This is a genomic window from Pseudomonas sp. S2_B10, from assembly GCF_054668425.1.
In genome coordinates this window covers 3,152,817-3,178,295 of sequence record NZ_CP162768.1, presented here as the reverse complement: position 1 = coordinate 3,178,295, position 25,479 = coordinate 3,152,817, and the positions used below count along the sequence as shown (strand labels likewise).

The following is a 25,479-nucleotide window of genomic DNA, read 5'->3' as shown; positions in this document are numbered from 1 at the left end:
GATCAGGTACACAGGCTAGGCGTGTTCGGCGCCGTTGCCCATTACAAACTTGTAATCCGCCTGACGGAGTTCTGACGAAGTGCGCCGGTTAAGGTGCAGACATCCCCATTCGGAGCCTGCCCATGACCGTCAAATACCTTGTCGCCAGCCTGATCCTCGGCCTCAGCGGCGCAGCAAGTGCCACGCCAGAACTGCCGCGCCACGCCGATCTCGACCTGAAAACCGCACGCTGGCTGGCGGACAAGGCGATGAGCAGTTGCACCGGCACGGTGTCGGTGCTCGACCGTGGCGGCAACCTGCTGGTGACTCTGCGTGGTGACGGCGTTGGCCCGCACAACACCGCCGCCAGCCAACGCAAGGCTTACACCGCGCTGTCGACCAAGACGCCGACGCGGCTGTTCGCCGAGCGCGCCCGCAGCAACCCGGAAACCGCCAACCTCAACACCCTCGATAAATTGCTCTTGCTCGGCGGCGGCATTCCGTTGTTCGCCGGCAGCGAACTGGTCGGCGCCATGGGCGTGGCCGGTTCCGGCGGCGGTGAGCAAGACGAAAACTGCGCCCGCGCCGCCGCCGACAAAGCCGGCCTGACCATCACCCGTTCCCACTAAGGAGATCCACCATGACCACCCTGCGCATGACTCTCGCCGCCCTCGGCCTGAGTGCTGTTTCCAGCCTGGCGCTGGCCGCCGGCAATCCGCTGAGCGTGCACGTGCTCAACCTGGAAAATGGCCTGCCGTCACCGGGCATCAACGTTACCCTGGAAAAACACGTCGGCGAAAACTGGCAGCCACTGGCCCAAGGCACCACCAACGAACAAGGGCGGATCGCCGAACTGTTCCCGGCCAAACAGCCATTCGAAGCCGGTGAATACCGCGTGGTGTTCAAGACCGGCGAGTATTACCAGAAGATCAAGCATGAGACGTTCTTCCCGGAAATTCCGGTGATCTTTCAGGTCAAGCAGACCGATCAGCACTACCACATCCCGCTGCTGCTGAGCCCGTACGGTTTCTCGACCTATCGCGGTTCGTAATCCAAACGCGGATCCTTCGTAGGAGTGAGCCTTTGTGGTGAGGGGATTTATCCCCGCTGGAGTGCGCAGCAGTGCCTTTTTCAGGGCCGCTTCGCGCCCCAGCGGGGATAAATCCCCTCGCCACAGGTGCCAGTTCCGACATTGGATCGGTTTCAGTTTTCAGATCGTGGCCAAGGCACGCAATCTCACCGCATCGAGAATTTCGATTTCGCCGTATGCGAGCCCGATAATCCCCTGCCCCTGCAGATCCTTGAGGATCTGATTGGTGGTCTGCCGCGACAGCGACAGCATCGCCGCCAACTGCTCCTGCGGCAGTTGCAGCGTCCGGCGTGGTGCGTCGAGTTCGCCGTAGCCTTCGGCAATCATCAGCAGCCGATGGGCGAGACGCGCCGGGGCTGGCAGCAGGCTCAGCTGTTCGAGATTGATGAAGGCCAGGCGCAATTTGTGGCTCATCAGCAGCGCCAGATGCCGCCAGTACTGCGGCTGTTCGTCGAGCAATTTGAGCAACGCCGCTTGCGGAACATTCAGCAAGGTGCACGACCCGACTGCATAGGCATCGTGAGTGCGAGGCTGGCCATCGAACAGGCAGATTTCGCCGAACCAGTGCGGCGCCTCTATCAGACTCAGCAAGGCCTCCTTGCCCTGCTCGCTCACCGCGCCAATGCGCACTGCGCCATCGAGCACTGCATACAGACCGCACGGCGCATCGCCACGCTGGAACAGTCGTTGTCCCGCCGTCAGCCGCCGCTCCCGAGCCAGCGCCAGCAGGCTATCCTGAAAAGATGCAGGCAAATGACTGAACCACTGGCCGCTGAGCAACCGTGCACGAATTTGCATAACCACTCCTGGAGTGTCGCCTGCCCGACAGAGCGAACGCGGATCCCGAGGGATGATGCATTCAACCCCACTGGAGGAACAACAATGAAAAGCCTCGTCGACCACCTCAGTCAATACGCCGCCTACCACCGCGACCCGCGCAACATCGCCAGCCACTTTATCGGCATTCCGCTGATCGTGGTGGCGGTGGCTGTCCTGCTGTCACGGCCGCAGTGGGCGCTGGGCGGGTTGTGGATATCTCCGGCGGTTTTGTTAGCGCTGGCCTCGGCGTGGTTTTACCTGCGCCTGGAATTGAAGCTTGGCGTGTTGATGACAGTACTGATGGGGCTGTCGGTGTGGGCCGGGCATGCACTGGCGCAGCAGAGCACCATGGTCTGGCTGAGCAGCGGCCTGGCGATGTTTGTGATCGGCTGGGTGATCCAGTTTGTCGGGCATCACTATGAAGGGCGCAAACCGGCGTTTGTCGATGACATCAGCGGGCTGATTGTCGGGCCGTTGTTCGTTGTGGCTGAGTTGGCGTTTCTGCTGGGGATACGGCAGGAATTGAAACAAGAGATCGAGTTGCGGGCGGGGATGGTGCGGGTCAATCCGAATCGCGCTGCTGTCTAGATCGTATTCGCGAGCAGGCTCGCTCCCACATTTGGAATGAGTTTTCCCTGTGGGAGCGAGCCTGCTCGCGAAGCTTTTGCCTTTAAATATTGGCGACTTTCTGCCAGACCTTCGGCTTGAAGAACAGGGTTTCACCCTTGGCCAACCCGATCAGGCTGTCGTGGTCTTTCACCACTTCGGCCTCGATCAAATCCGTCTGCCCCTCAACCTTCAACGTCACCCGCGTGGTCGCGCCCAACGGCCGGATATCGCGCACTTCAGCGGCATGGTGATCTTCCAGCTCATGCTTGGACAACGACACTTCGTGCGGGCGGAACAGCACGTGGTTGTCGTCGCTCAGCAGCAAGCGGTTCGAGTCGCCGAGGAAGTGATAGACGAAATCGCTGGCCGGGTTTTCGTAGACGTCGCCCGGTGAGCCGATCTGCTCGATCACACCCTTGTTCATCACCACGATGCGGTCGGCGACTTCCATCGCTTCTTCCTGGTCGTGGGTCACGAACACCGAAGTCAGGTTGATGTCTTCGTGCAACCGCGCCAGCCAGCGCCGCAGTTCCTTGCGCACCTTGGCGTCGAGGGCGCCGAACGGTTCGTCGAGCAGCAGCACTTTAGGTTCCACCGCCAGGGCACGGGCCAACGCGATGCGCTGACGCTGGCCACCGGACAACTGCTCCGGGTAGCGATCCGACAACCAGTCCAGTTGCACCATGTTCAGCAGTTCGTGAACCTTGGTGGCGATCTGGCTTTCGCTCGGGCGCTGGTTTTTCGGTTTCATCCGCAGGCCGAACGCGACGTTGTCGAACACTGTCATGTGGCGGAACAAGGCGTAATGCTGGAAGACGAAACCGACGTTACGATCACGCACATCGTGGCCGGAAACGTCCTCGCCGTGAAAAACGATGTTGCCCTGATCCGGGGTTTCCAGACCGGCAATAATCCGCAGCAAGGTGGTTTTGCCGCAGCCCGACGGACCAAGCAGCGCGACCAGCTCACCGCTGTGGATATCCAGGCTGATGTTGTCCAGCGCCTTGAACGCGTTGAAATTCTTGCTGACGTTACGCACTTCGATCGACATGAATTATTCCTCCGCGGCGCTGGCGCGCAGGCGGTTGATACGGTTTTCGCTCCACTGCTTGAGCAGCAGGATGAAGAGCGCCAGGATCAGCAACAGGCTCGCCACGGCGAACGCGGCCACGTGGTTGTATTCGTTGTAGAGGATCTCGACGTGCAGCGGCAAGGTGTTGGTCACCCCGCGAATGTGCCCGGAAACCACCGACACCGCACCGAACTCGCCCATGGCCCGCGCGGTACACAGCACCACGCCATAAATCAGGCCCCACTTGATGTTCGGCACGGTGACGTGCCAGAACATCTGCCAGCCATTGGCACCGAGCAGGCGCGCGGCTTCCTCCTCTTGGGTGCCTTGTTCCTGCATCAGCGGGATCAGCTCCCGGGCCACGAACGGCACGGTGACGAAAATCGTCGCCAGCACAATGCCCGGCAGGGCGAAGACGATCTGGATGTCGTGATCCTGCAGCCACGGCCCGAACAGGCCCTGCGCACCGAACATCAGCACGTAGACCAGACCGGCGATCACCGGCGACACCGAGAACGGCAGGTCGATCAGCGTCACCAGCATGCTCTTGCCACGAAACGAGTATTTGCTCACGCACCATGCCGCACTGACACCGAACACCAGGTTCAGCGGCACCGAAATCAGCACCGCGAACACGGTGAGTTTCAATGCCGAAAGCGCGTCCGGTTCAAAAATCGCGGTGAAGAACGCGCCGAGACCGTTTTTCAGACCTTGCGATACGACGATGAACAACGGCAGCAGCAGAAACAGGAAAAAGATCAGCCAGCCAAGACCGATCAGGACTCTGCGCGAAGTGGCGCTGCCACGGCGCGCTGCGTTGGCCGAAGAGGCGGCCGCAATGGACGATTGGGACATGTTCGCGCCTCCTTATGGGGTTTCGATGCGCCGCTGCAGCAAGTTGATCAGCAGCAACAGGATGAAGGAAACCACCAGCATCAATACGCCAATGGCGGTAGCGCCGGTGTAATCGTATTGGTCGAGTTTGACCATGATCAGCAGCGGCAGGATCTCGGTTTTCATCGGCATGTTGCCGGCAATGAAAATCACCGAACCGTACTCGCCGACGCCACGCGCGAACGCCAGCGCAAAACCGGTCAGCCAGGCGGGCAGCAGTGCCGGAACCAGAATGTGGCGAAATACCTGCCATGGCTTCGCACCCAGGCACGCCGCCGCTTCTTCGACTTCACGGGGAATATCGGCCAGCACCGGCTGCACCGTGCGCACCACGAACGGCAGCGTGACGAAGGTCAGTGCGAGGGTGATGCCCAGTGGGGTGTAGGCGATCTTGAAACCGAGGTCAGCGGCAAATTGCCCGACCAGCCCGGCCGGCGCGTACAGCGCGGTCAGCGCGATACCGGCCACAGCGGTCGGCAGGGCGAACGGCAGATCGATCATCGCATCGATCACCTTGCGCCCGGGGAAGGTGTAGCGCACCAGCACCCAGGCCAGCAGCGTGCCGATGATACCGTTGATGATCGCCGCACACAGCGCGGTACCGAAGCTCAGCTTCAACGCCGCCAGCACCCGTGGTGCGGAGATGATCGTCCAGAACTGATCCCAGGTCAGTTGGGCGGCGTGGACGAACATCGCCGCCAGCGGGATAAGCACAATCAGGCTGAGGTACACCAAGGTGTAACCCAGCGTCAGCCCGAAGCCGGGTATGACGGGGGAGATACGACGCGACATAAAAGTCCCTGGTTGAAAACGCATCAATGTGGGAGTGAGCCCTGTGGTGAGGGGGCTTATCCCCTCACCACAAAAGCTCAGTCCCACATGTCATGTGCCCAGACATCAGGCCGGTTGAAGGCGAGATTACTGCGCCTGATAAATCTGGTCGAACACGCCGCCGTCGTTGAAGAATTTCGGCTGCGCGGATTTCCACCCGCCGAAGTCCTTGTCGATGGTCACCAGTTCCAGTTTCGGGAACTGCTGGGCGTACTTGGCCGCTACGTCCTTGTCACGTGGACGATAGAAGTTTTTCGCGGCGATTTCCTGACCGGCCGGGCTGTACAGATGCTTGAGGTAGGCTTCGGCGATCTGCGCGTTGCCCTTCTTCTCGGCATTCTTGTCGACCACCGCCACTGGCGGTTCGGCGAGGATCGACAGCGACGGCACGACGATATCGAACTTGTCTGCGCCGCCGTCTTCTTTCAGCGCCAGGAACGCTTCGTTTTCCCAAGCCAGCAACACATCGCCCTGACCGTTGTTGACGAAGGTAATGGTCGAACCACGGGCGCCGGTGTCGAGGATCGGCACGTGCTTGAACAGGGTCTGTACGTATTCCTTGGCCTTGGCTTCGTCACCACCGTTGGCTTTCAGGCCATAGGCCCACGCGGCGAGGAAGTTCCAGCGCGCACCGCCCGAGGTTTTCGGGTTTGGTGTGATCACCGAGACATCGTTCTTGACCAGATCGCCCCAGTCCTTGATGCCTTTCGGGTTGCCCTTGCGCACCAGGAACACGATGGTCGAGGTGTACGGCGTGCTCGCTTGCGGCAGACGCTGCTGCCAGTCGGCCGGCAGGCTCTTGCCGAGCTTGGCGATTTCATCGATGTCACCGGCCAGGGCCAGGGTCACCACGTCAGCACGCAGGCCATCGATCACCGCACGGCCCTGCTTGCCCGAGCCACCGTGGGACTGCTGGATTTTCACCGTGTCGCCGGCATGGTCCTTCTGCCAGAACTTGATGAATTCGGCGTTGTATTCCTGATACAGCTCCCGCGTCGGGTCATACGACACGTTGAGCAGCTCGTAATCCTTGGCAACGGCGGAACCGGCAAACACGGCACTGACCAGCGCGGCCAGAGCGTAACGGCGAATCGACGACATGGTGAAAGCTCCTGGAATTCTTGGTGATGGCTTTTTCTTATGTATTGCTGGAATCGGGTCCCGTTGAAAGATCGCCGCCTTCGCCAGCTCCTGCACACAGCCCCCTGTAGGAGCCGCCGCAGGCTGCGATCTTTTGATTTCAGCCCGGTTGTTTACCGGGTTGCTGCAAACGAAATTTCTCTTTGCGTTCGATCTGTACGACTTGCGCGTTGTGCACAGTGATCTCCACCGCGCCGAACCGCAGATCGCGCAGGGCGCTCTGGATTTCACGCAAGATGGTGCTTTCGTCCTGACCGTCAACGCTGCGAAGGGATGCGCTCATGGTGCTGCTCCTTTGAAGGGGATTTGCCTGGCAGTGGGCGGCACTGCGTTCGGCGTGGGAGCAATATAAGAGAGGCATGGATATTCTTAAAAAGACTATTTAAGAATGTTTATATAACCAGAAAACAATATGAGAGAGGGCAAGGGGTTTGCGCTGATTTGAAATCGTCAAGAGAACTTGTGGCGAGGGGATTTATCCCCGTTGGACTGCGTAGCAGTCCCGTTTTTTTGGGTCGCTTCGCGACCCAACGGGGATAAATCCTCTCGCCACAGGATCGGTGTTAGCCATATAGGCTTATTCAGCCAATCATTGGCGTTTTCGCCCAATCAAGCCGATCCGCAGACACCGGCCGCCCAAACCAGTAGCCCTGCCCCAGATCGCATTCCTGCGCCAACAGAAATGCCGCCTGCTCAACCTGTTCGATCCCTTCGGCATGGACCTGCATGCCCATGCTGCGGGCCAACGCGATGATCACCCGGACAATCGCCACGTCATCTTCATCCCACGGCAACCCGGCGACGAAGCCCTGATCGATCTTGAGTTTCTGCACCGGCAGGCGCTTGAGCCGCAACAGCGAGGAATAACCCGTGCCGAAATCATCAATAGCCAGACGCACACCCAGCTCGCGCAAGCGATGCATCTGTTCCAGCGCCACTTCGGGATCGTCCATCACCGCGCTTTCGGTGACTTCCAGTTCCAGATAGACCGGATCCAGCCCGGTGTCGTGCAGCACCTGCGCCACCTGCTGATACAACTCGCGCCGGGCAAACAGCCGCGAGGAGACATTCACCGCGACGAACGCCAGCACCACGCCGCTCTGCTGCCATTGGCACATCTGTCGGCAAGCCTGCTGCATCACCCAGGCATCGATCTCGGCGATCAGCCCGGTGCGCTCGGCAATCGGAATGAATTCTGCCGGTGACACCAGACCGCGTTGCGGATGCTGCCAGCGCACCAGTGCCTCGACGCCAACCAGACGGCTGCTTTGCAAGTCATGCACCGGTTGGTAGTAGACGCGCAGTTCCTCCTGCTCCAGTGCGCGGCGCAGCTCGAAGGCGATTTCGACCCGTTGCTGGGCATGGGCGGTCAGCTCTTCGGTATACAGCGCGTAGCCATTGCGCCCGCTGCTTTTGGCCTTGAACAGCGCGCTGTCGGCGTTGCGTAACAACTGCTCGGCGCTGAGGGCATCGCTGGGAAACAGGCTGATGCCGATGCTCGCGTTGATGAACAATTGATTGCCATCTACCAGCACCGGCTCCTTCAAGGCGTCCAGAGTCCGTTGCGCCAGCGCGGCAGCCTGGGCCGGCTGTGGACAACTTTCCGCGAGCACCGCGAACTCGTCACCGCCGAGCCGCGCCAAGGTAATGCCGTGGCCGAACAGTTCCTGCAAACGCGTCGCCACCGCTTTTAGCAACCGATCGCCGACGTTATGCCCGAGGCTGTCGTTGATCATCTTGAAATGATCCAGATCGAGCATCAGCAGCGCGCAGCCACGCTTGTGCGTCTGCGCGGAAGCCAACGCCTGTTCGGCGCGGTCGCTGAACAGCAGGCGATTGGGCAGATCGGTCAACGGATCGTGATGCGCCAGGTGTTTGAGCTCGGACTCGGAATCCTTGATCGCACTGATGTCGGAGAACACCGCCACGTAATGGCTGAGCCGGCCGGAATCATCGTGAATCACCCGGATGGTTTGCCACTGTGGATAAATCTCGCCAGTCTTGCGCCGGTTCCAGATCTCGCCGCTCCACTCACCTTCAGCCTCGAGGGTAGCGAACATCGCCTGATAGAAGCCCGGCGGATGATGGCCGGACTTGAACAGACTGGGCTGCTGGCCGATGACCTCGTCGCGCCGATAACCGGTGATCTCGATAAAGGCGCGATTGACGTGGACGATCAGGCCCCGGTGGTCGGTAACCAGCACCCCTTCGCGAGTGCAGTCGAACACGGCGGCCGCCTGACGCAGACGCTCACGGTCGGTGTGGCGCTCGCGCAAATGCGCGCCGATGCCGAGAAACCCGCACAGCCGCGCCCGTGCGAGGAAAATCAGCGCGGCGCTGATCGTCGCCAGCAGATAACCGTTGATCAGTTGCCAATGGGTCAGCTCACGGGAGTCATCGAAGAATCTGCTTAATAAATGATCAGAAACTTGCAGCCACAGGGCGGCCAGTACGAGGTAGAGCAGCGCTGCACGCAAGGCATCGCGGTAAGTCGCAGACATTCGGTCGTCCATGTCCCTACAAAAAGGTTGGAATTATAGGTCAAGAAACATTCAGCGACTTCTTATCTGAAAGGGCGACTGGTTTTATCTGTGTGCTTAGTGATAATGCAACGGCTGTTTTTATCTTTATCGAGGGCCCTATAGCCTATGTGGTACGAAGGTTTTCTTGGCTTGTCGGCCTGGTCACTGGTCGCGGTCACCCTGCTGATGACCCATGTGACGATTGTCGCCGTCACGGTCTATCTGCACCGTTACTCGGCCCACCGCTCGCTCGAGCTGAATGCGGGTCTGAAGCACTTTTTCCGTTTCTGGCTGTGGCTGACCACGGCGCAGAACACCCGCGAGTGGACTGCCATCCACCGCAAACACCACGCCAAATGCGAGACCGAGGATGACCCGCACAGCCCGGTCATCAAGGGTCTGTCCACCGTACTGCGCACCGGCGCCGAGCTGTACCGCAGCGAAGCGCAGAACCCGGAAACCCTGCGCATCTACGGCAAGAACTGCCCGGAAGACTGGATCGAACGCAACGTCTACAGTCGCTATCCGCTGCTGGGCGTGGCGATCATGGGCGTGATCGACCTGCTGCTGTTCGGCACCATCGGTATCACCATCTGGGCAATCCAGATGATGTGGATCCCAGTGTGGGCCGCTGGGGTGATCAACGGTCTGGGCCATGCCGTCGGCTATCGCAATTTCGAATGCCGTGACGCAGCGACCAATCTGGTGCCGTGGGGCATCCTGATCGGCGGCGAAGAGCTGCACAACAACCATCACACCTACCCCAACTCGGCCAAGCTGTCGGTGAAGAAGTGGGAATTCGACCTCGGCTGGGCGTGGATCAAGGTCTTCTGCTTCCTGCGCTTGGCCAAGGTGCAGCGGGTCGCACCGATTGCCCACCGCGTCGAAGGCAAGGGCAGCCTGGACATGGACACCGCCATGGCGATCCTCAACAACCGCTTCCAGATTATGGCCCAGTACCGCAAATTGGTGATCGGCCCGCTGGTCAAGCAAGAGCTGGCCAAGGTCGATCATTCGGTGCGCCACCAGTTCCACCGGGCCAAACGCCTGCTGTCGCGGGAAACCAGCCTGCTGGAAGACCGTCATCACCTGCGCATCCAGACCATGCTCGAACACAGCCATGCGTTGAAAGTGATCTACGAGAAGCGCCTGGCTTTGCAGCAGATCTGGGTCAAGACCAGTTCCAATGGCCACGACATGCTGGCCGCCATCAAGGAATGGATTCACGAGGCCGAGGCCAGTGGCATCCAGTCGTTGCGGGATTTTGCTGATCAGCTGAAAACCTACTCGCTGCGTCCTGCGACTGCCTGACCTGCAATGAGGCTGCGATCTCAAAGATCGCAGCCTCATTGCACTCGTCAGCTCCAACCCCCACCGCCCGGCGGGACTCGGTAATGGCCGGGAACTTCGCCGAAAATCACCTATCTCAATGACACTTCGCCATCCCGGCGGGCTGTCCTGTGGCCGTTGTCGACATTGCGGCGCGCCCTTTGAGATTTGTGCCGATGGTCAACAACAACCAGAAAGACACGTCCTTCACTCAATGGCCCGAGGCCGCGCAAACGCTGATGGCGTTGATGCATGCGCAGGGCGAAGTCGCGCGCCTGAGCGAGCGCGAACAATTGATCAGTTCGCTGCTGGTCAGCGTCAACGCCGTGCTCTGGGCTTTCAACTGGGAAACCCGACAGGTGTTGTACGTCAGTCCGGCCTATGAACGGATCTTCGGCCGTTCCGCCGCGCTGTTGTTGGCGGATTACAACCAGTGGCGCGACAGCATTTATCCCGATGATCTGGAGTACGCCGAGCAGAGCCTCGCCGAAGTCCTGCACCGAGGTGCGGTGGAAGATCGCGAGTACCGCATCATTGCCGCCGATGGCCAGGTGCGCTGGCTCAGCGACAAATGTTTTATCAATCGCCAGGACGAGCCTGGACAGCCGGTAATCATCGTCGGCATCGCCGAAGACATCACTGACAAGAAAAACATGGAAACCGAGCTGCAGCGCTTGGCCACCACCGATGTGCTGACGCAAAGCAGCAACCGCCGCCACTTCTTCGAATGTGCCCACCGCGAGTTCGCTGAGGCCCGCCGCCAAGGCACACCGCTGGCCTTCCTGTTGCTGGACATCGACGATTTCAAAGTGATCAACGACAGCTACGGCCACCCCGAGGGCGACAACGTGCTGCAACGGATCGCCGAATGCGGGCGCGGCTCATTGCGCCGTGGCGATCTGTTCGGGCGGATTGGTGGTGAGGAGTTCGCTGCGGTGTTTCCCGGCTGTGCGCCGGACATGGCCGTGCAAGTGGCAGAGCGACTGCAGCAGGAGATCCAGCGACTGCGCTTCAACCACGACGGGCAAGCATTCAGCATCACCGTGAGCCAGGGCCTTACCAACCTCACCGACGAAGACAAGAGCCTGGACAGCCTGTTCGCCCGCGCGGATGCGGCGATGTACGAGGCGAAACGGCAGGGCAAGAACCGGATTATTGCGGCCTGATCCGTATTTTGTGGCTGCCGCAATTCCTGTGGGAGCGGGCTTGCCCGCGATGAGGCCCGCACTTTCAACAAAAATGTTGCCTGCGCTGGCGCCTTCGCGAGCAGGCTCGCTCCCACATTGGAATGTGGTGATCTGTCATTTGCGCATCCGCAGCAACTCCGGCAGCCCGATCTTGAGCAACCGCGCCGTCCGGCTCTTCGCCAGTTCCTCAACGCCTTCATGCTCGGTCAGCCGCGCCATCTGCGCCGCCATGTGCATCACCAGCGCCTCGCGACTGTAAACGCCGCCACCGAGCTGGTAGGCCGAAGCAATCAACTCGCGCAACTCCAGCGGCAGACGCCAGCGAGTGCGCAATGCCGAGCCATAAGAAGCGGCAAACTTCGCCAACGCTTCACCGACCTCCTGCAACTCGTCCAGCTCGCCGCCGGCCTGCTGCCACTCCTGCAAGCAGCGCAGCAGCGCCAGATCGCCGAGCCGATGCAGCATGCCCGCGCAATAGCAGCGCTCCTGATCCAGATCGAGCAGGCGCGCCAGCGTACGGGCGTATTCCGCAGTGTGCAGGGATAGTCCCCAATAGCGCTCGGCGTAATCCGCCAGGCATGGATCGCTGAGCCGCGCGCTGCGTTTTAGCGCCAGGCCGAGAATCAGGTTCATGCTCTGCCCGGTGCCGAGTCGGTGCAGCGCCTGGGCCAGGGTTTGCACCGGCGCGCCGTAGTGTTGCGCGGCACTGTTGGCGGCTGCGATCAGCACGGCGGTAATCTGCGGATCGGTGCGGACCTCTTCCTCCAGCAACTTGAGGTCCAGCCCTTCGGGATTGAGGCTACGCTTGACCGCCACTTGCACGTCGGTCATCAACGGCGCGCCATCGGCCTGCTCGCGACGCCGCTCAAGGAACACCGAGAGCGTCATGCCCGGCGCCAGTGCCGGCACTTCGCATACCACCGCTTCGCCAGCGTTGAGCAGCAACCCCTGCAAGCGCTCGGTCAGGTATTCCATATTCAACGGCTTGGTCAGGTACGCCGTCGGCGCCAGCGGAATCGCTTCGCGCACACTGGCGCTGTCGTTGCGGCTGCTCGTCAGAATGAACGGCAGCGGCGGATTGCGTTTGCGCTGCCGGACGCTGCGCAGCACATGTAATCCATCGATGCCGGGCAGCTCCCAATCGACGATGGCCAAGTCATAGGGCACCTCGCTGAGCAAGGACATTGCCTGCTGGCCATCTGCACACAAATCCAGACGCGCATCGCAGCGCACATTGAGTAGCACTTGTTTGAGCAGGTCACGGGACCAGGGATCGGCCTCGGCAATCAACACCCGGGGTACGGCGGGTAAATCAACGGCAGTCATGCGCGCTCTCCTTGCAATGTCTGAACCTTAGCCAATGCTGGCGATTCGATACAGGGCAAACAGGTCCGATGTGTTTCAAGGGACGAAAAAAACCCGCCGAAGCGGGTTTTTGTCGAGCAAGTCACACCAACGGATCAGAGCTCAGAGAAGCACTCTTCGATGATCGCCAGACCTTTGTCCAGTTGCTCATCGGGCGACGTCAGCGGAACCAGCACGCGCAGCACGTTACCGTAAGTGCCGCAGGACAGCAGGATCAGGCCCTTGTCACGCGCCTTGGCCACCACGGCAGCCACGGCAGTCGGGTTCGGCTTGTGGCTGTCGCCGTTTTCGAACAGCTCGACCGCGATCATCGCGCCCAGCGCACGCACTTCACCGATCACCGGGTACTTGGCCTGAATGGCCTTCAGGCCAGTGACCAGACGCTCACCGACAGCCTTGCAACGGTCCAGCAGTTGCTCTTCTTCAAACACTTCCATCACTGCCAGTGCAGCGGCGCAAGCGATCGGGCTACCGGCGTAGGTGCCGCCCAGGCCGCCCGGCGCAATGGCGTCCATGTACTCGGCCTTGCCGCACACGCCGGCCAGCGGGAAGCCGCCAGCGATGGACTTGGCGAATGTGGTGAGGTCGGCGGCAACGCCCATCTGTTCCATAGCGAAGAAGGTGCCGGTACGGCCAGCGCCGGTCTGCACTTCGTCAGCGATCAGCAGGATGCCGTGCTGGTCGCACAAAGCGCGCAGACGCTTCATGAATTCCTTCGGCGCGACGTAGAAACCACCTTCGCCCTGCACTGGCTCGATGATGATCGCAGCGATGTCTTTCGGCTCGGCGTCGTTCTTGAAGATGCGTTCGATGGAAGCGATCGAATCGTCGATGCTCACACCGTGCAGTTCGTTCGGGTACAGCGCGCGGAAGATGCCGCCTGGCATCAGGCCCATGCCGGCCGAGTAAGGCACGACTTTACCGGTCAGGCCGAGGGTCATCATCGTGCGACCGTGGTAAGCGCCGGTGAATGCGATCACGCCAGCGCGGCCAGTGGCGGCACGGGCGATCTTCACGGCGTTTTCCACCGCTTCGGAACCGGTGGTGACCAGCAGGGTTTTCTTGGCGAAATCACCCGGCACCTTGGCGTTGATTTTTTCGCACAGCTCAACGTACGGCTCGTAGGCCAGTACCTGGAAGCAGGTGTGGGTCAGCTTGTTCAGCTGTTCGGTCACGGCGGCGATGATTTTCGGGTGCACGTGGCCGGTGTTCAGTACAGCGATACCGCCAGCGAAGTCGATGAACTCACGACCTTCAACGTCGGTCACGGTGGCGTTCTTTGCCGACTCGGCGAAGATCGGGTGAATCTGGCCAACACCACGAGGTACGGCATTGGTGCGGCGGGCCATCAGTTCAGCGTTAGTCTTGCTCATTACAGTCCTCATTCGCCGCTCATCGGGCGGCGTGGTTCAAGGATGAAGCGGGAGAAATCGGCGGTGGCAGCATGCGATGATCGACTGCCACGGCGTTCCTGGCCGCAGAGAAAATTCCTGTTTGAAACCACGCAAAGGGACAGCGCTCTCGTGCCCTTTGCGTTTGCAGCGATCCCTTTCCCGGCTTAGATGCCCAGGCAGAGGTATTTGATTTCCAGGTAGTCTTCGATGCCGTACTTGGAGCCTTCACGGCCCAGGCCCGAAGCCTTGATGCCGCCGAACGGCGCGACTTCGTTGGAGATCAGCCCGGTGTTGACGCCGACCATGCCGTATTCCAGCGCTTCGGCGACACGGAACACACGGCCGAGGTCACGTGCGTAGAAGTACGAGGCCAGACCGAATTCGGTGTCGTTGGACATGGCGATCACTTCGGCTTCGTCTTTGAAGCGGAACAGCGGCGCCAGCGGACCGAAGGTTTCTTCCTTGGCCACGGCCGCGTTTTTCGGCACGTTGGTGAGAATGGTCGGCTCGAAGAAGTTGCCTTCCATCGCCTTGCCGCCCGCCAATACGGTGGCACCTTTGCTCACGGCGTCAGCGATGTGTTCCTGAACCTTGGCCACGGCTTTTTCGTCGATCAGCGGGCCGGTGGTGGTGCCGTCTTCCAGACCGTTGCCGATCTTCAGTTTGGCTACAGCTACTTTCAGCTTCTCGGCGAACGCATCGTAGACCGCGTCCTGAATGTACAGACGGTTGGCGCAGACGCAGGTCTGGCCATTGTTGCGGTATTTGGAGATGATCGCGCCTTCGACGGCCTTATCCAGATCGGCGTCGTCGAACACGATGAACGGCGCGTTGCCGCCCAGTTCCAGCGAGACTTTCTTGATGTCCTTGGCGCATTCGGCCATCAACTGGCGACCGATTTCGGTCGAGCCGGTGAAGGACAGTTTGCGCACGATCGGGTTGCTGGTCAGCTCGCTGCCGATGTCGCCAGCGCTGCCGGAGACCACGCTGAACACGCCCGCAGGAATGCCCGCGCGCTGAGCCAGTTCGGCCAGGGCGAAAGCGGAAAATGGAGTTTGCGATGCTGGCTTGAGCACCATGGTGCAACCGGCGGCCAGAGCCGGGCCGGCCTTGCGAGTGATCATTGCCGCCGGGAAGTTCCACGGGGTGATCGCGGCGGTGACGCCAATCGGTTGTTTGATGACGATCAGGCGCTTGTCCGGCTGATGACCCGGAATCACGTCACCGTAGATGCGTTTGGCTTCCTCGGCGAACCACTCGATGAACGATGCGGCGTAAACGATTTCGCCCTTGGCTTCGGCCAGCGGCTTGCCCTGCTCGAGGGTCATCAGGCGCGCGAGGTCGTCCTGGTTCTCGATCATCAGCTCGAACCAGCGACGCAGTTTGCCGGCACGCTCTTTGGCGGTCAGTGCACGCCAGGCCGGCAGCGCCTTGTCGGCGGCCTCGATGGCACGGCGGGTTTCAGCGGCGCCCATCTTCGGCACGGTGCCGAGGATTTCGCCGGTTGCCGGGTTGTTGACCTTGATCGTCTGACCGTTGTCGGCATCGACCCAAGCGCCATCGATGAAGGCTTGCTGGCGGAACAACTGGGTGTCTTTAAGCTGCATGTCGGCTTTCCTTAACAGCACCGCGGCCTGCGCGGAGCAAATTATGATTGTAGAAAGGCGCCTCGCAAGGCTGCCGTCAGGGAAATCAGTGAGCGGATTGTGGCGCATCAACAGTGCACGACCGGGCGCACCTGCGCTGCAACATCCCGCCAAAGAGCGTTTGAAATCTCAAACGGATCGTAGGTTCAAAGGGGGTAAAGGACAATAGGTCGTTCGAAAAAAAGAACAAAAATGCCGCTTTTCAGATCAACGCACACAATACCCATGCCGCAGGAAAAACCTTAGATCAACCCCGACGAAGCGCCAAGCGAGGGTTTTGCAGGACGTTACCGCTTTAAGGAATGCAGCGATTTTGCGCCGACACGCACACTGACAAAACCCGCCAAACCCGGCATGGACGCCCCGAGCCGACCTAGGTATGATGTCGCCCGCTGCACCAGTAGCTCAGCTGGATAGAGTACTGCCCTCCGAAGGCAGGGGTCGTGGGTTCGAATCCCGCCTGGTGCACCATGAATCAAACGAGAAAGCCCCGGACTGTGATGGTCCGGGGCTTTTTTGTGGGCGATGGCAAGATCGCTGGAACGCCGTCACTCCGTCGTCCAGTCAAACTCGTCATATTCATCGTCGTCATCCCCCTCCTCCTCAGCCTCGTCAAATACCTCGTCTTCTTCAACGAGGTCTTCTTCCGGCTGATTCAGCAGAAACTCCTTACGTGTCTCGGTTACTGCACGCCGCATTTGTTCGCCCTTTTCCGGGCAGTTGAGTAGCTGGGCGATGCGGTCGATTTTTGCTGCCACGGTGTCCTCCAGCGCATTGGCAATGGCTTGATAGTGCGCGTTTTCGCGGGGCAATGCCAAATGGCTGGGGAATCAGGGCAGTCAGCCGCCCGTGAGCGGCCGAACCTCAGCGGTGATAACGCCGCACCGCGCTGCTGTTGCGCAGCACATGGCCTTTGATTTTTTCCATCAGCTCGGCGCGGGTCAGGCCGGCAGGCAGGGCGTCCGGGGCGAGGTCGAGGGCGTAGATCTGGATGATGTAGTGGTGCGCGCTGTCGCCCACTGGCGGGCACGGACCCATGTAGTGGGTGTTGCCTTTGCTGTTGGTGCCGTCGACGCCTTCGAGGGCGGATTTGGCACCGACGCCGGCCGCGATCTGGTGGGTGGTGGGTTTGATGCCGTAGTGAATCCAGTGATCGACGCCCAAGCCTTTCTGGCCATCCGGGTCGTGCATGACGATGGCGTAGCTCTGGGTACCGGCAGGGCCGGCGTTCCAGCTCAACGCCGGCGACTGGTTCTTGCCGCCGCAGCCGGGTGCGTCACTTGCCGCTGCCGAGGTGAACAGACGGTTATCCGACACGCCGGGGATGCTCAGGGTGAAGCGCTCCTGGGCCTGTGCCGGGAACTGCACGCAAAGGGTCACGGCGATGGCCGCCAGCCATGGGTTGAGAGAGGTCAATCGGGTCATTCCGGGAGCACCTTGTGCAGTGAGGCCGTCGTCGGCCCGCAAACTATAGCCGTACCGTTCGTGCCTTGGCAGTAGCAAATGGCTGAACCTCGCGCGGCGCCGCCAACTCACAAGAGAAATGCCTGCGAGGAACCCGAAAATGTCCCTGCACCGTGTCGCCCGTTTCGCCGATGTCCCGCAAGACCGTGGCCTGCAAGTCGAAATCGGCGACTGCAAGATCGTCCTGCTGCGTGCCAACGGCGAGTTGCGAGCGTTTCAGGGCCTGTGTCCACACGCCGGTGCGCCACTGGCCGAGGGTGCGTTGTGTCACGGAAGGTTGATTTGCCCTTGGCACAAAGCCGCGTACCGCGCCGAGGACGGTGGCCTGTGCGAGCCGCCGTCGCTGGACAGTCTCAAGCGCTATCCGCTGGAGTTGCGCGGCGATGAAGTGTGGGTCGATGACCAGCCGTTGCCCGATCCGCACACCCCGCCCGCTGACGACCCAAGAACGTTCGTGGTGGTCGGCGCCGGGGCGGCGGGTACGGCTTGCGCGGCGGCCCTGCGGGAGAAAGGTTTTGGCGGGCGCATCGTGCTGGTCGATGGCGAACCGGGTGCCGGATACGACCGCACGGTGTTGAGCAAATTTGTCCTCGCCGGAGAAATGTCGCCCAAAGATGTCCCGCCGCTGCGCGATGAGGCGTTCTATCAAGCGCAACGGATTGAACGTGTGCAAGGCGAAGTGACTTCACTCGACGCCCCAGGCAAAACGCTGCATCTGAACAACGGCGGCATCCTGCGCTACGACGCCGCTGTACTCGCCACCGGTGGCGCGCCCAATCCATTGCAGTTGCCTGGTGCCGAGTTGACCAACGTCTTCGTCCTGCGTTCGAAAACTCAGGCTGAACAGATCATCAACGCCGCTCAACCGGGCCAGCGCGCGGTGATCATCGGCGACAGTTTCATTGCCCTCGAATGCGCGTCGGCCCTGCGCGAGTTCGGCCTCGACGTCACCGTGCTGGCACGCCACTCAGTCCCGTTTGCCAAGCAATTCGGCGAGGCCGTGGGCAAGGCGATTCGCGCCCTGCACGAAGAGCACGGGGTGAAGTTCATCAGCGAACACGAGGCCACGCAGATCCTTGGCGAGGACATGGTCGAGGGCGTGCTGCTCGACAACGGTCTGCGCCTGGCGGCGGATCTGGTTCTCGCCGGCGTCGGCGTTCACCCGGCCACTGAGCCTTTCGACTCATTGCCCAGGGAAGAAGACCAATCATTGCGTGTCGACGGCGGCATGCGCGTGAGCGATGGTTTATGGGCGATCGGCGATATCGCCACGTTTCCGCTGAGCGGCCAGCCAACTCGCATCGAGCATTGGCGCCTGGCCCAGCAACACGCGCGGATCGCCGCCAGCAACATGCTGGGTGGCGAGGAGCATTATCTGGATGTGCCGTTTTTCTGGACGTACCACTTCGGCAAGAACTACGACTATCTCGGTCATGCGCAGGAGTGGGACGAGGTCGAGTTCAGCGGTGAGCCGGAACAGCCGCCGGTCATTGGCCTGTTTGCAAAAGACGGCATCGTCGTTGCGGCGGTGGCCTGCGACAAGCAACGCGCAATGGCGCTGCTGGCCGAGCGAATGAAGCAACCTCTGCGAATGAAAGAGGCCTGGACGCTGATTCAGGCCTGACATCGATGCTGTACGAGGTCAGGTCAGGCGTTTCACCGGCTCACGATTATTGTCTTCTTCGGCATGCAGAAAGATCACCCGTGGATGCTCTAAAGGTGCCAGCGGCGCCGGTAGTGCTTGCTGCTGAAGCGGCCACAAATGCGTTTCGACATGACTGATGTCGCCGTCCTGGTCGTTGTGAATGGTCATCACCCCCGGCGTGCGCAGTTTCTGGAAACGCTCATCGCACAACTTGAAACTCTTGCTCAGACCTTCATCACCAATTACCGGCGACGGCAAACGGCGCTGGGCGAAGCTGCGGCTTTTGCGTTGCTGGTAACGCGCCCAACCGATCAGGATCACCGCGTTGACCAGCGCCACCCACATATAAACCTGCAAAGTGCCCAAGGCGTCGAACGCCGAATGATCGATGCGCGGGCCGCCGGTGGTTTCGATCAACGGCCATAACCCGCGTACCAGCAGGAACAGCAGGCCAACCCAGGCCAGGACGGTGAGGATCACGTCGATCACCACCAGAAAGGGCCGCTGGCGAGTGCGGATAATTTTCATTTGATGACTTCCTCCTGGTCGTCGCCCAGCGGGCGAATGCCCCGATCAGGACTGACCCAGCGCGCGCGTTTTTTGTGTTGGCTGAACAACACTTTGGGGAAACTGACCAGGGTGGTCAGCAGACTGACGAGCCAGAACACCAACGGATACCAGACCACCCAGAACATGGTCTTGCCCAGACCCGGCTCATAGCGCCGGTCAATGACGATGCTGACGGCAAACTGCACCAGGCAGACAAACGCCAGCAACAGACCGGTGAAGGCCGGTGGCATCAGGTGATCCACGGCGATCGCGTCGGGCATGACCATGAACTTGCCCATGCCCCAGAAAATCACCGACAGCAGGAAAGTGAAGGCCCAACCGGTGGACAGGCAGTATTCGAACAGCAGAGGCCACAGGTAGCGATGGCGGTATTGCCAGATGCCGCGAATGTTCTTGAACAGCACTTCGGCGCCGCCCTGAGCCCAGCGCAGACGCTGCTTCCACAGACCGCCGAGGGTTTCCGGCATGAGGATCCAGCACAGGGCGCGCGGTTCGTAGAAGATGCTCCAGTGATCCAGTTGCAGCTTCCAGCTGATGTCGATGTCTTCGGTGATCATGTCCGGGCTCCAGTAGCCGACACGGTTCAGCGCGGTGCGGCGGAACGCGACGATCACGCCGGAGACGGTAAAGATGCGCCCGAACACCCGTTGCGTACGTTTGATCAGCCCGATGATCGAGGAGAACTCGCCGACCTGCACTCGCCCGATCAAGGTCGAACGCGTGCGGATGCGCGGGTTGCCGGTCACTGCGCCAAGACGTGCGTTATCCAGCATCGGCGCGACCAGGTACGCCGCGGTGTTCGGCGCCAGCAAGGCGTCGCCGTCGATGCACACCAGATACTCGCTGCGCGCAGCGATCGCGCCCATGCGCAGGGCTACAGCCTTGCCCTGGTTTTCCGCCAGATGCAGAACCCGCAGTCGCGGATCTTCCTTGGCCAGCGCATCGAGCACAGCGGCAGTGTTGTCCTTGGAGCCGTCGTTGATCGCGATGACTTCGATGTTCGGGTAGTGCTGGGCCAGCGCCGCGTGGATGGTATCGGCAGCGTTATCGCCCTCGTTGTAGCAAGGAATCAGAATCGAAATCAGCGGCTCGCCTTCCAGCGGTGGCGGCAGCGTGTCGTCCTGCCATGGCCAGTGGCGCTCCCAGTGCAGCCAGAAATACAGGCCGCCGGCGATCCACAACCCGGACATGAACAGCGGGTAGAAGAACACGAACGACATCAGGAACTGGCCGGTCACGAGGAAGATCAGCCCCAGCGGAACGCCAAGGACAATCGCCAGAACAAGCAGGGCTAACAGTCTATCCAGCATGTTATGGATTCCATTTGTTGGAGAGTGCAGGCCTTACGGTTTTCAGGTCTGGCAGGTTGTCGAGGAAGTTGTCCGGGTAGTAACCGAAGCTGGTTGCGCCTTGACGCTTGAGCCGGCCCATCCAGTCCGCCAGATGCACGGCGTCGATATCGGCCTGATCCTTCTGGTTCCAGTCACGCGCCTGCAATTCGAACACGGTGCGGTTGAGCGCGCCGGGACGTTTCTTCACTGTGGCGACCAGTTCTTCCAGCCACGGGCCGGACTCGGCCAGCGTCTGTTTTTCCATCAACGGCATGGCCATCGGCGCCGTCCAGTCGTAGGTGGCGAGGAAGTCATCGAGGTTCTGTGCGAACCACGCTTCGCTCTCTGGATTGAGCATCGGTTCGGCGAAGATGTTGCGTGCCGTCAGCACTTGCGGGCCGCGAATCGCACGGACTTTCGCGGTCAGTTCGTTGGTGAAGTCGATCAGGTAGCGGCTCTTGAAACGCGTCCAGCGTTGCATCGCCGCCGGATCGTCGCGCAGCGCGGCAATCGAACCTGGCAGACCTTGAGCGGCGTAGGCCTTCAGGGCATCCGGGCTGGCGTCCTCAAAATCCGAGAGCACCGCATCGTCGTGGTAGAGAATGCCGTCGACCGAGGTCAGCCGCGCCACGTCTTCATAGATTTCACCGATGATCTTGCGCACTTCGGGATTGAACGGTGACAGGCGTTTGTACTGTTTCGGATCGACCGAGGTAGTGGCGGTTTTCGGGTCCCAGCGGGTCACGCGCGGCAGCTTCGAATCCAGTTCGAAACTCAGCACCGGCATCCACGCAAAGACCTTCACGTGGGCACGGGTGCGCAGTTGCCAGGCGACGCGGTCGAACAGGTCGGCGCGCATCGGCAAGTGACGGTTGGGGAAGTACAGCGAATGCACCAGACCATCGCCCTTGGGATCGGCGAAGGCTTGCAGGAACACCGTGCTGGCGCCCAGGTCAGCCATGCGTTGCACCAGTTTGCCGAGGTTGATGTCCTGCTGGGCCGGGTCCGGGTCGTAGACGTTGTCGAGGTCGACATGCACCACGCGCATCGGCGCTTCGGCCTGCACCGAGACGATGCTGTTGGCGAAATGCTCGCCATCAGGATCGGAGGCGACCAGAAAGCGCGGCCCGCTCATCAGGTTATCGAGGGTGTCGAGGCCGTCGTCCAGGGTCAGGGCCATTTCATAGCCCTCCTCACCGACCACGGTCAGCGAGGTACCGTCGGCGGTGCCGTACGGCCAGACCCAGACGCGTGGTTTGTAACCGGTGGCCTTGCGGATCTTCTCGGAAATGTTTTTCACGTCGGTGCGAATGCGCGCCTGGAAATCGGCTTCGGATTCGTAGCGTTTGGTCACCGGGTCATAACGCCGGGTCGCGGCGGCCGGCTGCAGGTTGCCCTGCGGGTTGCCAAGGATGCCTTTGTGGTTGGCATCGGTGTGAGCGGCGATCTCTACCAACCCGGACCTGGAAATTTCGCGGATCTGCTGCCAGGTCAGGAAGTTCTCACGGTTACGCGGCGTGCCGGCGAAATCCACCGGTTGATTGAGCGGCGTGTCGATCCAGGTGCCGACCGGCGCCAGCAACGCGTGCCAGTTGTAGGCGCGCAGCACTGGCAGCACGCGGGTATAGAAGCTGGCGTAACCGTCGTCGAAACTGAGCAGCACCGCTCTCGCCGGCAGCTCCGGGCCGCCCTTGCGTGCGGCCATGATCTGATCGACGGTCACTGGTTTGTAGCCGTTCTCGCGCAGCCAGGCGAGCTGCTCGATCATGCGCTCGGTGCGCACCGCCACCACGGCCTGATCGGGATCACGGTCTTCGACATCGTGGTAGGCAATGCCGAGCACGTGGTTTTTTGGCCACGGTTGTTCACTGGCCGCGACCGGCCGCTCGGAGGGCGGCGCGAAGGCCGGGGCTTGCTGGGCGCAGGCGCTGACCAGCAGCGCTCCCAGCAGAAGGATGAAACGCGAGATAAAAGGCATCTTCAAACTCTTCTAGAAGCGGAAAGTGAGGTCGACAAGCAGACGCAGATCAGTTTCCCGATCACCGTCATAAGGCCGGTTGATCACACTGAACATGCCGCCCACATCGAACACGTCGTTCCAGGCGTACCGTTGGCCGTAACCGAGCAACGCCATGCCGCCGGTGCCGTGGTCGCGCTGACTGTAAGTGCCCGCGCCGGCCTGGAATTGCTGGCTCCAGGAAGTCTCGTAACGGTGGTAGAGCACGTGGTTGACGTTGACCAGCGGCATCACGCTGAAGTCCGACTTCGGGTTGAAGTAGGGCACGTCGTCGGATTTCGAGTTGTGGCTGGTGCCGACTTCCAGGCCGGCGTCGACCTGGATGTTCGGCGCGGTGTAGATGCCCTCGCGCCCGGTCACCAAGGCTTCGACGCGGTTGTTGCCATCACTGAAGTGCGACGGGCTGACCGACACGCGCCACTCGCGGCTTTCGTTGGCGCGCCAGCGCAGGAACGCACTGCCGCCATTGGCCTTGATGTCGCTGTTGAGCGCGCGCAGCGGCGTTTCCGCCGAGAGGTATTCGAGGCTGCCGCCGTACTGCCAGTGATCGTTGATGTCGCGGGCTATCGCCAGGCGTGCGCCTTGTTTGTCACCGAAGCCGTAATCGTGATTCGACACCTCGGCTTCGAGGGTCATGTCACGGGTGCGCCGTTCCAGGCCGACACGCTGGAAGCGATGGTGGCCGGTGCCTTCGGCGAAATCACCGGTGGCATAACCGGCGCCGGCGAACACTCGCCAGTCTTCATTGATCGGTGGGCTGTAAAGGGTGCTCTGGATACCGAAATCACGGCTGCCGCTGACCGCACCGGCATCGCCGCTGCCGCCACCGTTGGCCTTGCCGCCGTAGGCTTCGACGCGCAGTTCGGCCATGTCATGGACTTCCCGTTCGCGAGCCAGACGCTGCACCTGGCGGTTGTCCGGATAACGCGCGACCACATCGTCGACCAGCGCATCGTTCTGCCGCCATTCCTGCAACTCCATCGCGGTGCGCGCCTGAGCGACCTCCAGGCCGGCATCGCGGGGCGCCATGCTCTCGGTTTCCTTGAGCTGATTTTCCGCGCGGCGCGGCCACTGGCGGGCGAGGTAAAGATCGGCCTGGGCCAGACGCAAGCCAAGGTTGCCCGGCGCCTGATCGACCAGAGTCTGCAAACGCTCTTCACCGTGAGGCAGGTCGGAACCATAGGTGCCGGCCTGGGCGGCGAGTTGCTGGGCGTCCATCCATTCATCGTTGGGGTTGCCGATGGGCAGACCTTTGAGCTCGACGCGCGGACGCTGGGCTTTCGCTGCGTCTTCAGCGACCTTGCGCGCTTCATCGGCGCGGTCGCTTTCTAGCAAGGAGTAATACAGCGCAGTGCTGTCTTCAAGACGATCACCGACATCGGCGTCCGGCGCCGAAAGCACCTGGCGATACAGATCGGTGGCAGTCTCGGGCTCACGCTGATCGAGATAAGACGCTGCCACCCAGCGCAGGGCATAGGTCTGAATCTCCACGCCTTCGGCTTGCAGCTTTTGATATTCGCTGATGACGTCGGCGGTGCGCGCCCGCGCCTTGAGCGCGCCCATGCGGTCGATGCGCCAGCGCGTCACGTCGTCGTGAGCAGTGGCGTCAGGCGTCCAGGTCGCGAGCAATTTGTCGTAATCGGCCAGCGCGCGGTCGGCGATGACGTAGCGTTCCTTTTCGCTGCGGGTGGCCAGTTCGGCGAGGCGCACGCGTTCGGCGGCGAGATCGCCTTCGAGCCGGCGCAAGGTCACCGGATCAATCAGGCCGGGACGTTGACTGGCCAGCCGCAGCGCCGGTTCTGGCAGGCGGGCCTTTTGCAGGGCGACCACGTACTCGCGGGCAACTTCCGGCTTGTTGCCGGCGCGGATGAAGGCCTGATCGTATTCGAAGAGTGCGTCGTACTGTTTGCCGGCGCGACCGAGTGCATAGCCCAAGGCGAGACGGCGTGACGGATCGTCGGGTTTGGCGGCGACCAGCGCCTGGGCGCGGGTGACGGCCTGATCGGGTTTGCCGGAATCGGCCTGGGTCAGCGCGAGACCCAGTTGCAGGTCGGCGTTGTCCGGCTCCAGCGCCAGCGCCTTGTTGTACACCTGGGTGGCCTGATCCCAGCGCTTGAGGTTGCGATAGGCACGCGCAACGGCAGTCAGCGCCTGCACCGGCAGAACGCGGTCACGGCCTTGGGTTTCATAGACCTTGACCACTTCGGCATCGAGCCCGGCCCAACTGGCGATTTGCAGATGATCGCTGATCTGGCCTTCGCTGGCCTGGCCAGGCGGCACCTGACGCAGCACGGTCAACGCAGGCGTGTAATGCCCGGCCCGGGAATCGCGTACCATCTCGTCGTAGGGTGTGTCGGCCAACGCCAGCAGCGGCCAGAGCAACTGGCTGCACAGGGCGAATCGGAACAAAGGGCGTAAACCACGATGTAATACAGGGCCATCAATACGCGGCATTTGTCAGCATCCTTACATGGCCAGCCGGGTCGCAATGCCCTCCTTGCCCATTCGTAACGGTGGCCGACAAAAACAGCCTTCGGCCAAGCTTGGTGAGGCAGTCTGCACGCAAGCGAGAGCG

The 25,479-nt window shown here is 61.2% G+C and carries 22 protein-coding genes and 1 tRNA gene; 7 read left to right on the top strand and 16 right to left on the bottom strand.

Translation table 11 applies throughout. The features are described 5' to 3' along the window. Positions 1–122: 122 nt before the first annotated feature. Positions 123–608, top strand: coding sequence for a GlcG/HbpS family heme-binding protein (locus AB4O45_RS14280; protein ID WP_431078272.1), 486 nt, complete (start codon positions 123–125; stop codon positions 606–608). An 11-nt stretch (positions 609–619) separates the two neighbouring features. Next, entirely contained in the window at positions 620–1,030 is a 411-nt protein-coding gene (gene uraH, locus AB4O45_RS14275; protein ID WP_042610175.1) for a hydroxyisourate hydrolase, read from the top strand. A 159-nt stretch (positions 1,031–1,189) separates the two neighbouring features. Here the strand turns inward: uraH and AB4O45_RS14270 are convergent, their stop codons facing one another. Then, a complete protein-coding gene (locus tag AB4O45_RS14270; RefSeq protein ID WP_457264712.1) occupies positions 1,190–1,867 on the bottom strand; it encodes a Crp/Fnr family transcriptional regulator in 678 nt (225 codons plus the stop codon). An 84-nt stretch (positions 1,868–1,951) separates the two neighbouring features. Between AB4O45_RS14270 and AB4O45_RS14265 the strand changes: the two genes are divergently transcribed. Continuing rightward, complete coding sequence (locus tag AB4O45_RS14265) at positions 1,952–2,476, top strand: Mpo1 family 2-hydroxy fatty acid dioxygenase (protein ID WP_095181132.1); 525 nt, start codon at positions 1,952–1,954, stop codon at positions 2,474–2,476. Between the two features lie 82 nt (positions 2,477–2,558). Here AB4O45_RS14265 and AB4O45_RS14260 read toward each other — a convergent pair whose 3' ends face one another. From AB4O45_RS14260 to dibA, 6 genes are all read right to left on the bottom strand, one after another. Next, positions 2,559–3,548, bottom strand: a complete 990-nt coding sequence (locus AB4O45_RS14260) for a sulfate/molybdate ABC transporter ATP-binding protein (RefSeq protein ID WP_056786991.1) — start codon at positions 3,546–3,548, stop codon at positions 2,559–2,561. A 3-nt stretch (positions 3,549–3,551) separates the two neighbouring features. Further along, positions 3,552–4,424, bottom strand: a complete 873-nt coding sequence (cysW, locus tag AB4O45_RS14255) for a sulfate ABC transporter permease subunit CysW (protein WP_041477435.1) — start codon at positions 4,422–4,424, stop codon at positions 3,552–3,554. A gap of 12 nt (positions 4,425–4,436) precedes the next feature. Next, positions 4,437–5,255 (bottom strand): sulfate ABC transporter permease subunit CysT, encoded by an 819-nt coding sequence (gene cysT, locus AB4O45_RS14250; protein ID WP_016772245.1) that lies wholly within the window; start codon positions 5,253–5,255, stop codon positions 4,437–4,439. A gap of 126 nt (positions 5,256–5,381) precedes the next feature. Beyond that, positions 5,382–6,395, bottom strand: coding sequence for a sulfate ABC transporter substrate-binding protein (locus AB4O45_RS14245; protein ID WP_150637858.1), 1,014 nt, complete (start codon positions 6,393–6,395; stop codon positions 5,382–5,384). Between the two features lie 139 nt (positions 6,396–6,534). Further along, positions 6,535–6,717 (bottom strand): sulfur starvation response protein OscA, encoded by a 183-nt coding sequence (gene oscA / locus AB4O45_RS14240; RefSeq protein ID WP_007917682.1) that lies wholly within the window; start codon positions 6,715–6,717, stop codon positions 6,535–6,537. 298 nt (positions 6,718–7,015) lie between these two features. Further along, positions 7,016–8,935, bottom strand: a complete 1,920-nt coding sequence (dibA, locus tag AB4O45_RS14235) for a phosphodiesterase DibA (RefSeq protein ID WP_252879211.1) — start codon at positions 8,933–8,935, stop codon at positions 7,016–7,018. Positions 8,936–9,082: 147 nt separating this feature from the next. On the opposite strand from dibA, the gene desA reads away from it, so the two are divergent. Together desA and AB4O45_RS14225 are read left to right on the top strand one after the other, a co-directional pair. Next, positions 9,083–10,267: a delta-9 fatty acid desaturase DesA gene (gene desA, locus AB4O45_RS14230; protein ID WP_016772248.1), complete on the top strand. Its 1,185-nt coding sequence runs from the start codon at positions 9,083–9,085 to the stop codon at positions 10,265–10,267. Between the two features lie 194 nt (positions 10,268–10,461). Further along, a complete protein-coding gene (locus tag AB4O45_RS14225) occupies positions 10,462–11,451 on the top strand; it encodes a GGDEF domain-containing protein (RefSeq protein ID WP_150638089.1) in 990 nt (329 codons plus the stop codon). Between the two features lie 135 nt (positions 11,452–11,586). On the opposite strand, the gene AB4O45_RS14220 is transcribed toward AB4O45_RS14225, so the two are convergent. The 3 genes from AB4O45_RS14220 to gabD all read right to left on the bottom strand — a co-directional run bounded on the left by AB4O45_RS14220 (position 11,587) and on the right by gabD (position 15,838). Next, positions 11,587–12,798 (bottom strand): HDOD domain-containing protein, encoded by a 1,212-nt coding sequence (locus AB4O45_RS14220; RefSeq protein WP_460160216.1) that lies wholly within the window; start codon positions 12,796–12,798, stop codon positions 11,587–11,589. 134 nt (positions 12,799–12,932) lie between these two features. Then, the gene (gene gabT, locus AB4O45_RS14215; protein WP_016772251.1) at positions 12,933–14,210 is read right to left on the bottom strand and encodes a 4-aminobutyrate--2-oxoglutarate transaminase; all 1,278 of its coding nucleotides are present in this window, start codon (positions 14,208–14,210) and stop codon (positions 12,933–12,935) included. 185 nt (positions 14,211–14,395) lie between these two features. Then, on the bottom strand, positions 14,396–15,838 hold the full coding sequence (gene gabD / locus AB4O45_RS14210; protein ID WP_024011131.1) for an NADP-dependent succinate-semialdehyde dehydrogenase: 1,443 nt from the start codon (positions 15,836–15,838) through the stop codon (positions 14,396–14,398). 433 nt (positions 15,839–16,271) lie between these two features. Here gabD and AB4O45_RS14205 point away from each other — a divergent pair. After that, positions 16,272–16,348: transfer RNA gene (locus AB4O45_RS14205), tRNA-Arg, on the top strand. A gap of 77 nt (positions 16,349–16,425) precedes the next feature. On the opposite strand, the gene AB4O45_RS14200 is transcribed toward AB4O45_RS14205, so the two are convergent. Together AB4O45_RS14200 and AB4O45_RS14195 are read right to left on the bottom strand one after the other, a co-directional pair. Further along, positions 16,426–16,695: a hypothetical protein gene (locus AB4O45_RS14200; protein WP_071174021.1), complete on the bottom strand. Its 270-nt coding sequence runs from the start codon at positions 16,693–16,695 to the stop codon at positions 16,426–16,428. Between the two features lie 46 nt (positions 16,696–16,741). Further along, positions 16,742–17,302: a YbhB/YbcL family Raf kinase inhibitor-like protein gene (locus AB4O45_RS14195; protein ID WP_460160215.1), complete on the bottom strand. Its 561-nt coding sequence runs from the start codon at positions 17,300–17,302 to the stop codon at positions 16,742–16,744. 139 nt (positions 17,303–17,441) lie between these two features. On the opposite strand from AB4O45_RS14195, the gene AB4O45_RS14190 reads away from it, so the two are divergent. Continuing rightward, positions 17,442–18,965, top strand: a complete 1,524-nt coding sequence (locus tag AB4O45_RS14190) for an FAD-dependent oxidoreductase (RefSeq protein WP_460160214.1) — start codon at positions 17,442–17,444, stop codon at positions 18,963–18,965. A gap of 18 nt (positions 18,966–18,983) precedes the next feature. Here AB4O45_RS14190 and pgaD read toward each other — a convergent pair whose 3' ends face one another. The 4 genes from pgaD to pgaA are packed head-to-tail and all read right to left on the bottom strand — an operon-like array spanning position 18,984 to position 25,358. After that, a complete protein-coding gene (gene pgaD / locus AB4O45_RS14185) occupies positions 18,984–19,514 on the bottom strand; it encodes a poly-beta-1,6-N-acetyl-D-glucosamine biosynthesis protein PgaD (RefSeq protein WP_460160213.1) in 531 nt (176 codons plus the stop codon). Beyond that, on the bottom strand, positions 19,511–20,866 hold the full coding sequence (gene pgaC, locus AB4O45_RS14180) for a poly-beta-1,6-N-acetyl-D-glucosamine synthase (RefSeq protein ID WP_095181141.1): 1,356 nt from the start codon (positions 20,864–20,866) through the stop codon (positions 19,511–19,513). Before pgaC ends, pgaD begins: the two co-directional genes overlap by 4 nt. 1 nt (position 20,867) lies before the next feature. Continuing rightward, positions 20,868–22,865, bottom strand: a complete 1,998-nt coding sequence (gene pgaB, locus AB4O45_RS14175) for a poly-beta-1,6-N-acetyl-D-glucosamine N-deacetylase PgaB (RefSeq protein ID WP_056786970.1) — start codon at positions 22,863–22,865, stop codon at positions 20,868–20,870. A 12-nt stretch (positions 22,866–22,877) separates the two neighbouring features. After that, positions 22,878–25,358, bottom strand: coding sequence for a poly-beta-1,6 N-acetyl-D-glucosamine export porin PgaA (gene pgaA / locus AB4O45_RS14170; RefSeq protein WP_460160212.1), 2,481 nt, complete (start codon positions 25,356–25,358; stop codon positions 22,878–22,880). Between the last annotated feature and the right edge of the window lie 121 nt (positions 25,359–25,479).

Coding starts and splice junctions, on each gene's coding strand:
- pgaA (WP_460160212.1), bottom strand. CDS start 25,358: ATGCCGCGTATTGATGGCCCTGTATTACATCGTGGTTTACGCCCTTTG.
- uraH (WP_042610175.1), top strand. CDS start 620: ATGACCACCCTGCGCATGACTCTCGCCGCCCTCGGCCTGAGTGCTGTT.
- pgaC (WP_095181141.1), bottom strand. CDS start 20,866: ATGCTGGATAGACTGTTAGCCCTGCTTGTTCTGGCGATTGTCCTTGGC.
- AB4O45_RS14280 (WP_431078272.1), top strand. CDS start 123: ATGACCGTCAAATACCTTGTCGCCAGCCTGATCCTCGGCCTCAGCGGC.
- AB4O45_RS14195 (WP_460160215.1), bottom strand. CDS start 17,302: ATGACCCGATTGACCTCTCTCAACCCATGGCTGGCGGCCATCGCCGTG.
- AB4O45_RS14190 (WP_460160214.1), top strand. CDS start 17,442: ATGTCCCTGCACCGTGTCGCCCGTTTCGCCGATGTCCCGCAAGACCGT.
- gabT (WP_016772251.1), bottom strand. CDS start 14,210: ATGAGCAAGACTAACGCTGAACTGATGGCCCGCCGCACCAATGCCGTA.
- desA (WP_016772248.1), top strand. CDS start 9,083: ATGTGGTACGAAGGTTTTCTTGGCTTGTCGGCCTGGTCACTGGTCGCG.
- pgaB (WP_056786970.1), bottom strand. CDS start 22,865: ATGCCTTTTATCTCGCGTTTCATCCTTCTGCTGGGAGCGCTGCTGGTC.
- cysT (WP_016772245.1), bottom strand. CDS start 5,255: ATGTCGCGTCGTATCTCCCCCGTCATACCCGGCTTCGGGCTGACGCTG.
- dibA (WP_252879211.1), bottom strand. CDS start 8,935: ATGTCTGCGACTTACCGCGATGCCTTGCGTGCAGCGCTGCTCTACCTC.
- AB4O45_RS14260 (WP_056786991.1), bottom strand. CDS start 3,548: ATGTCGATCGAAGTGCGTAACGTCAGCAAGAATTTCAACGCGTTCAAG.
- oscA (WP_007917682.1), bottom strand. CDS start 6,717: ATGAGCGCATCCCTTCGCAGCGTTGACGGTCAGGACGAAAGCACCATC.
- AB4O45_RS14220 (WP_460160216.1), bottom strand. CDS start 12,798: ATGACTGCCGTTGATTTACCCGCCGTACCCCGGGTGTTGATTGCCGAG.
- pgaD (WP_460160213.1), bottom strand. CDS start 19,514: ATGAAAATTATCCGCACTCGCCAGCGGCCCTTTCTGGTGGTGATCGAC.
- AB4O45_RS14270 (WP_457264712.1), bottom strand. CDS start 1,867: ATGCAAATTCGTGCACGGTTGCTCAGCGGCCAGTGGTTCAGTCATTTG.
- AB4O45_RS14245 (WP_150637858.1), bottom strand. CDS start 6,395: ATGTCGTCGATTCGCCGTTACGCTCTGGCCGCGCTGGTCAGTGCCGTG.
- AB4O45_RS14225 (WP_150638089.1), top strand. CDS start 10,462: ATGGTCAACAACAACCAGAAAGACACGTCCTTCACTCAATGGCCCGAG.
- AB4O45_RS14265 (WP_095181132.1), top strand. CDS start 1,952: ATGAAAAGCCTCGTCGACCACCTCAGTCAATACGCCGCCTACCACCGC.
- gabD (WP_024011131.1), bottom strand. CDS start 15,838: ATGCAGCTTAAAGACACCCAGTTGTTCCGCCAGCAAGCCTTCATCGAT.
- cysW (WP_041477435.1), bottom strand. CDS start 4,424: ATGTCCCAATCGTCCATTGCGGCCGCCTCTTCGGCCAACGCAGCGCGC.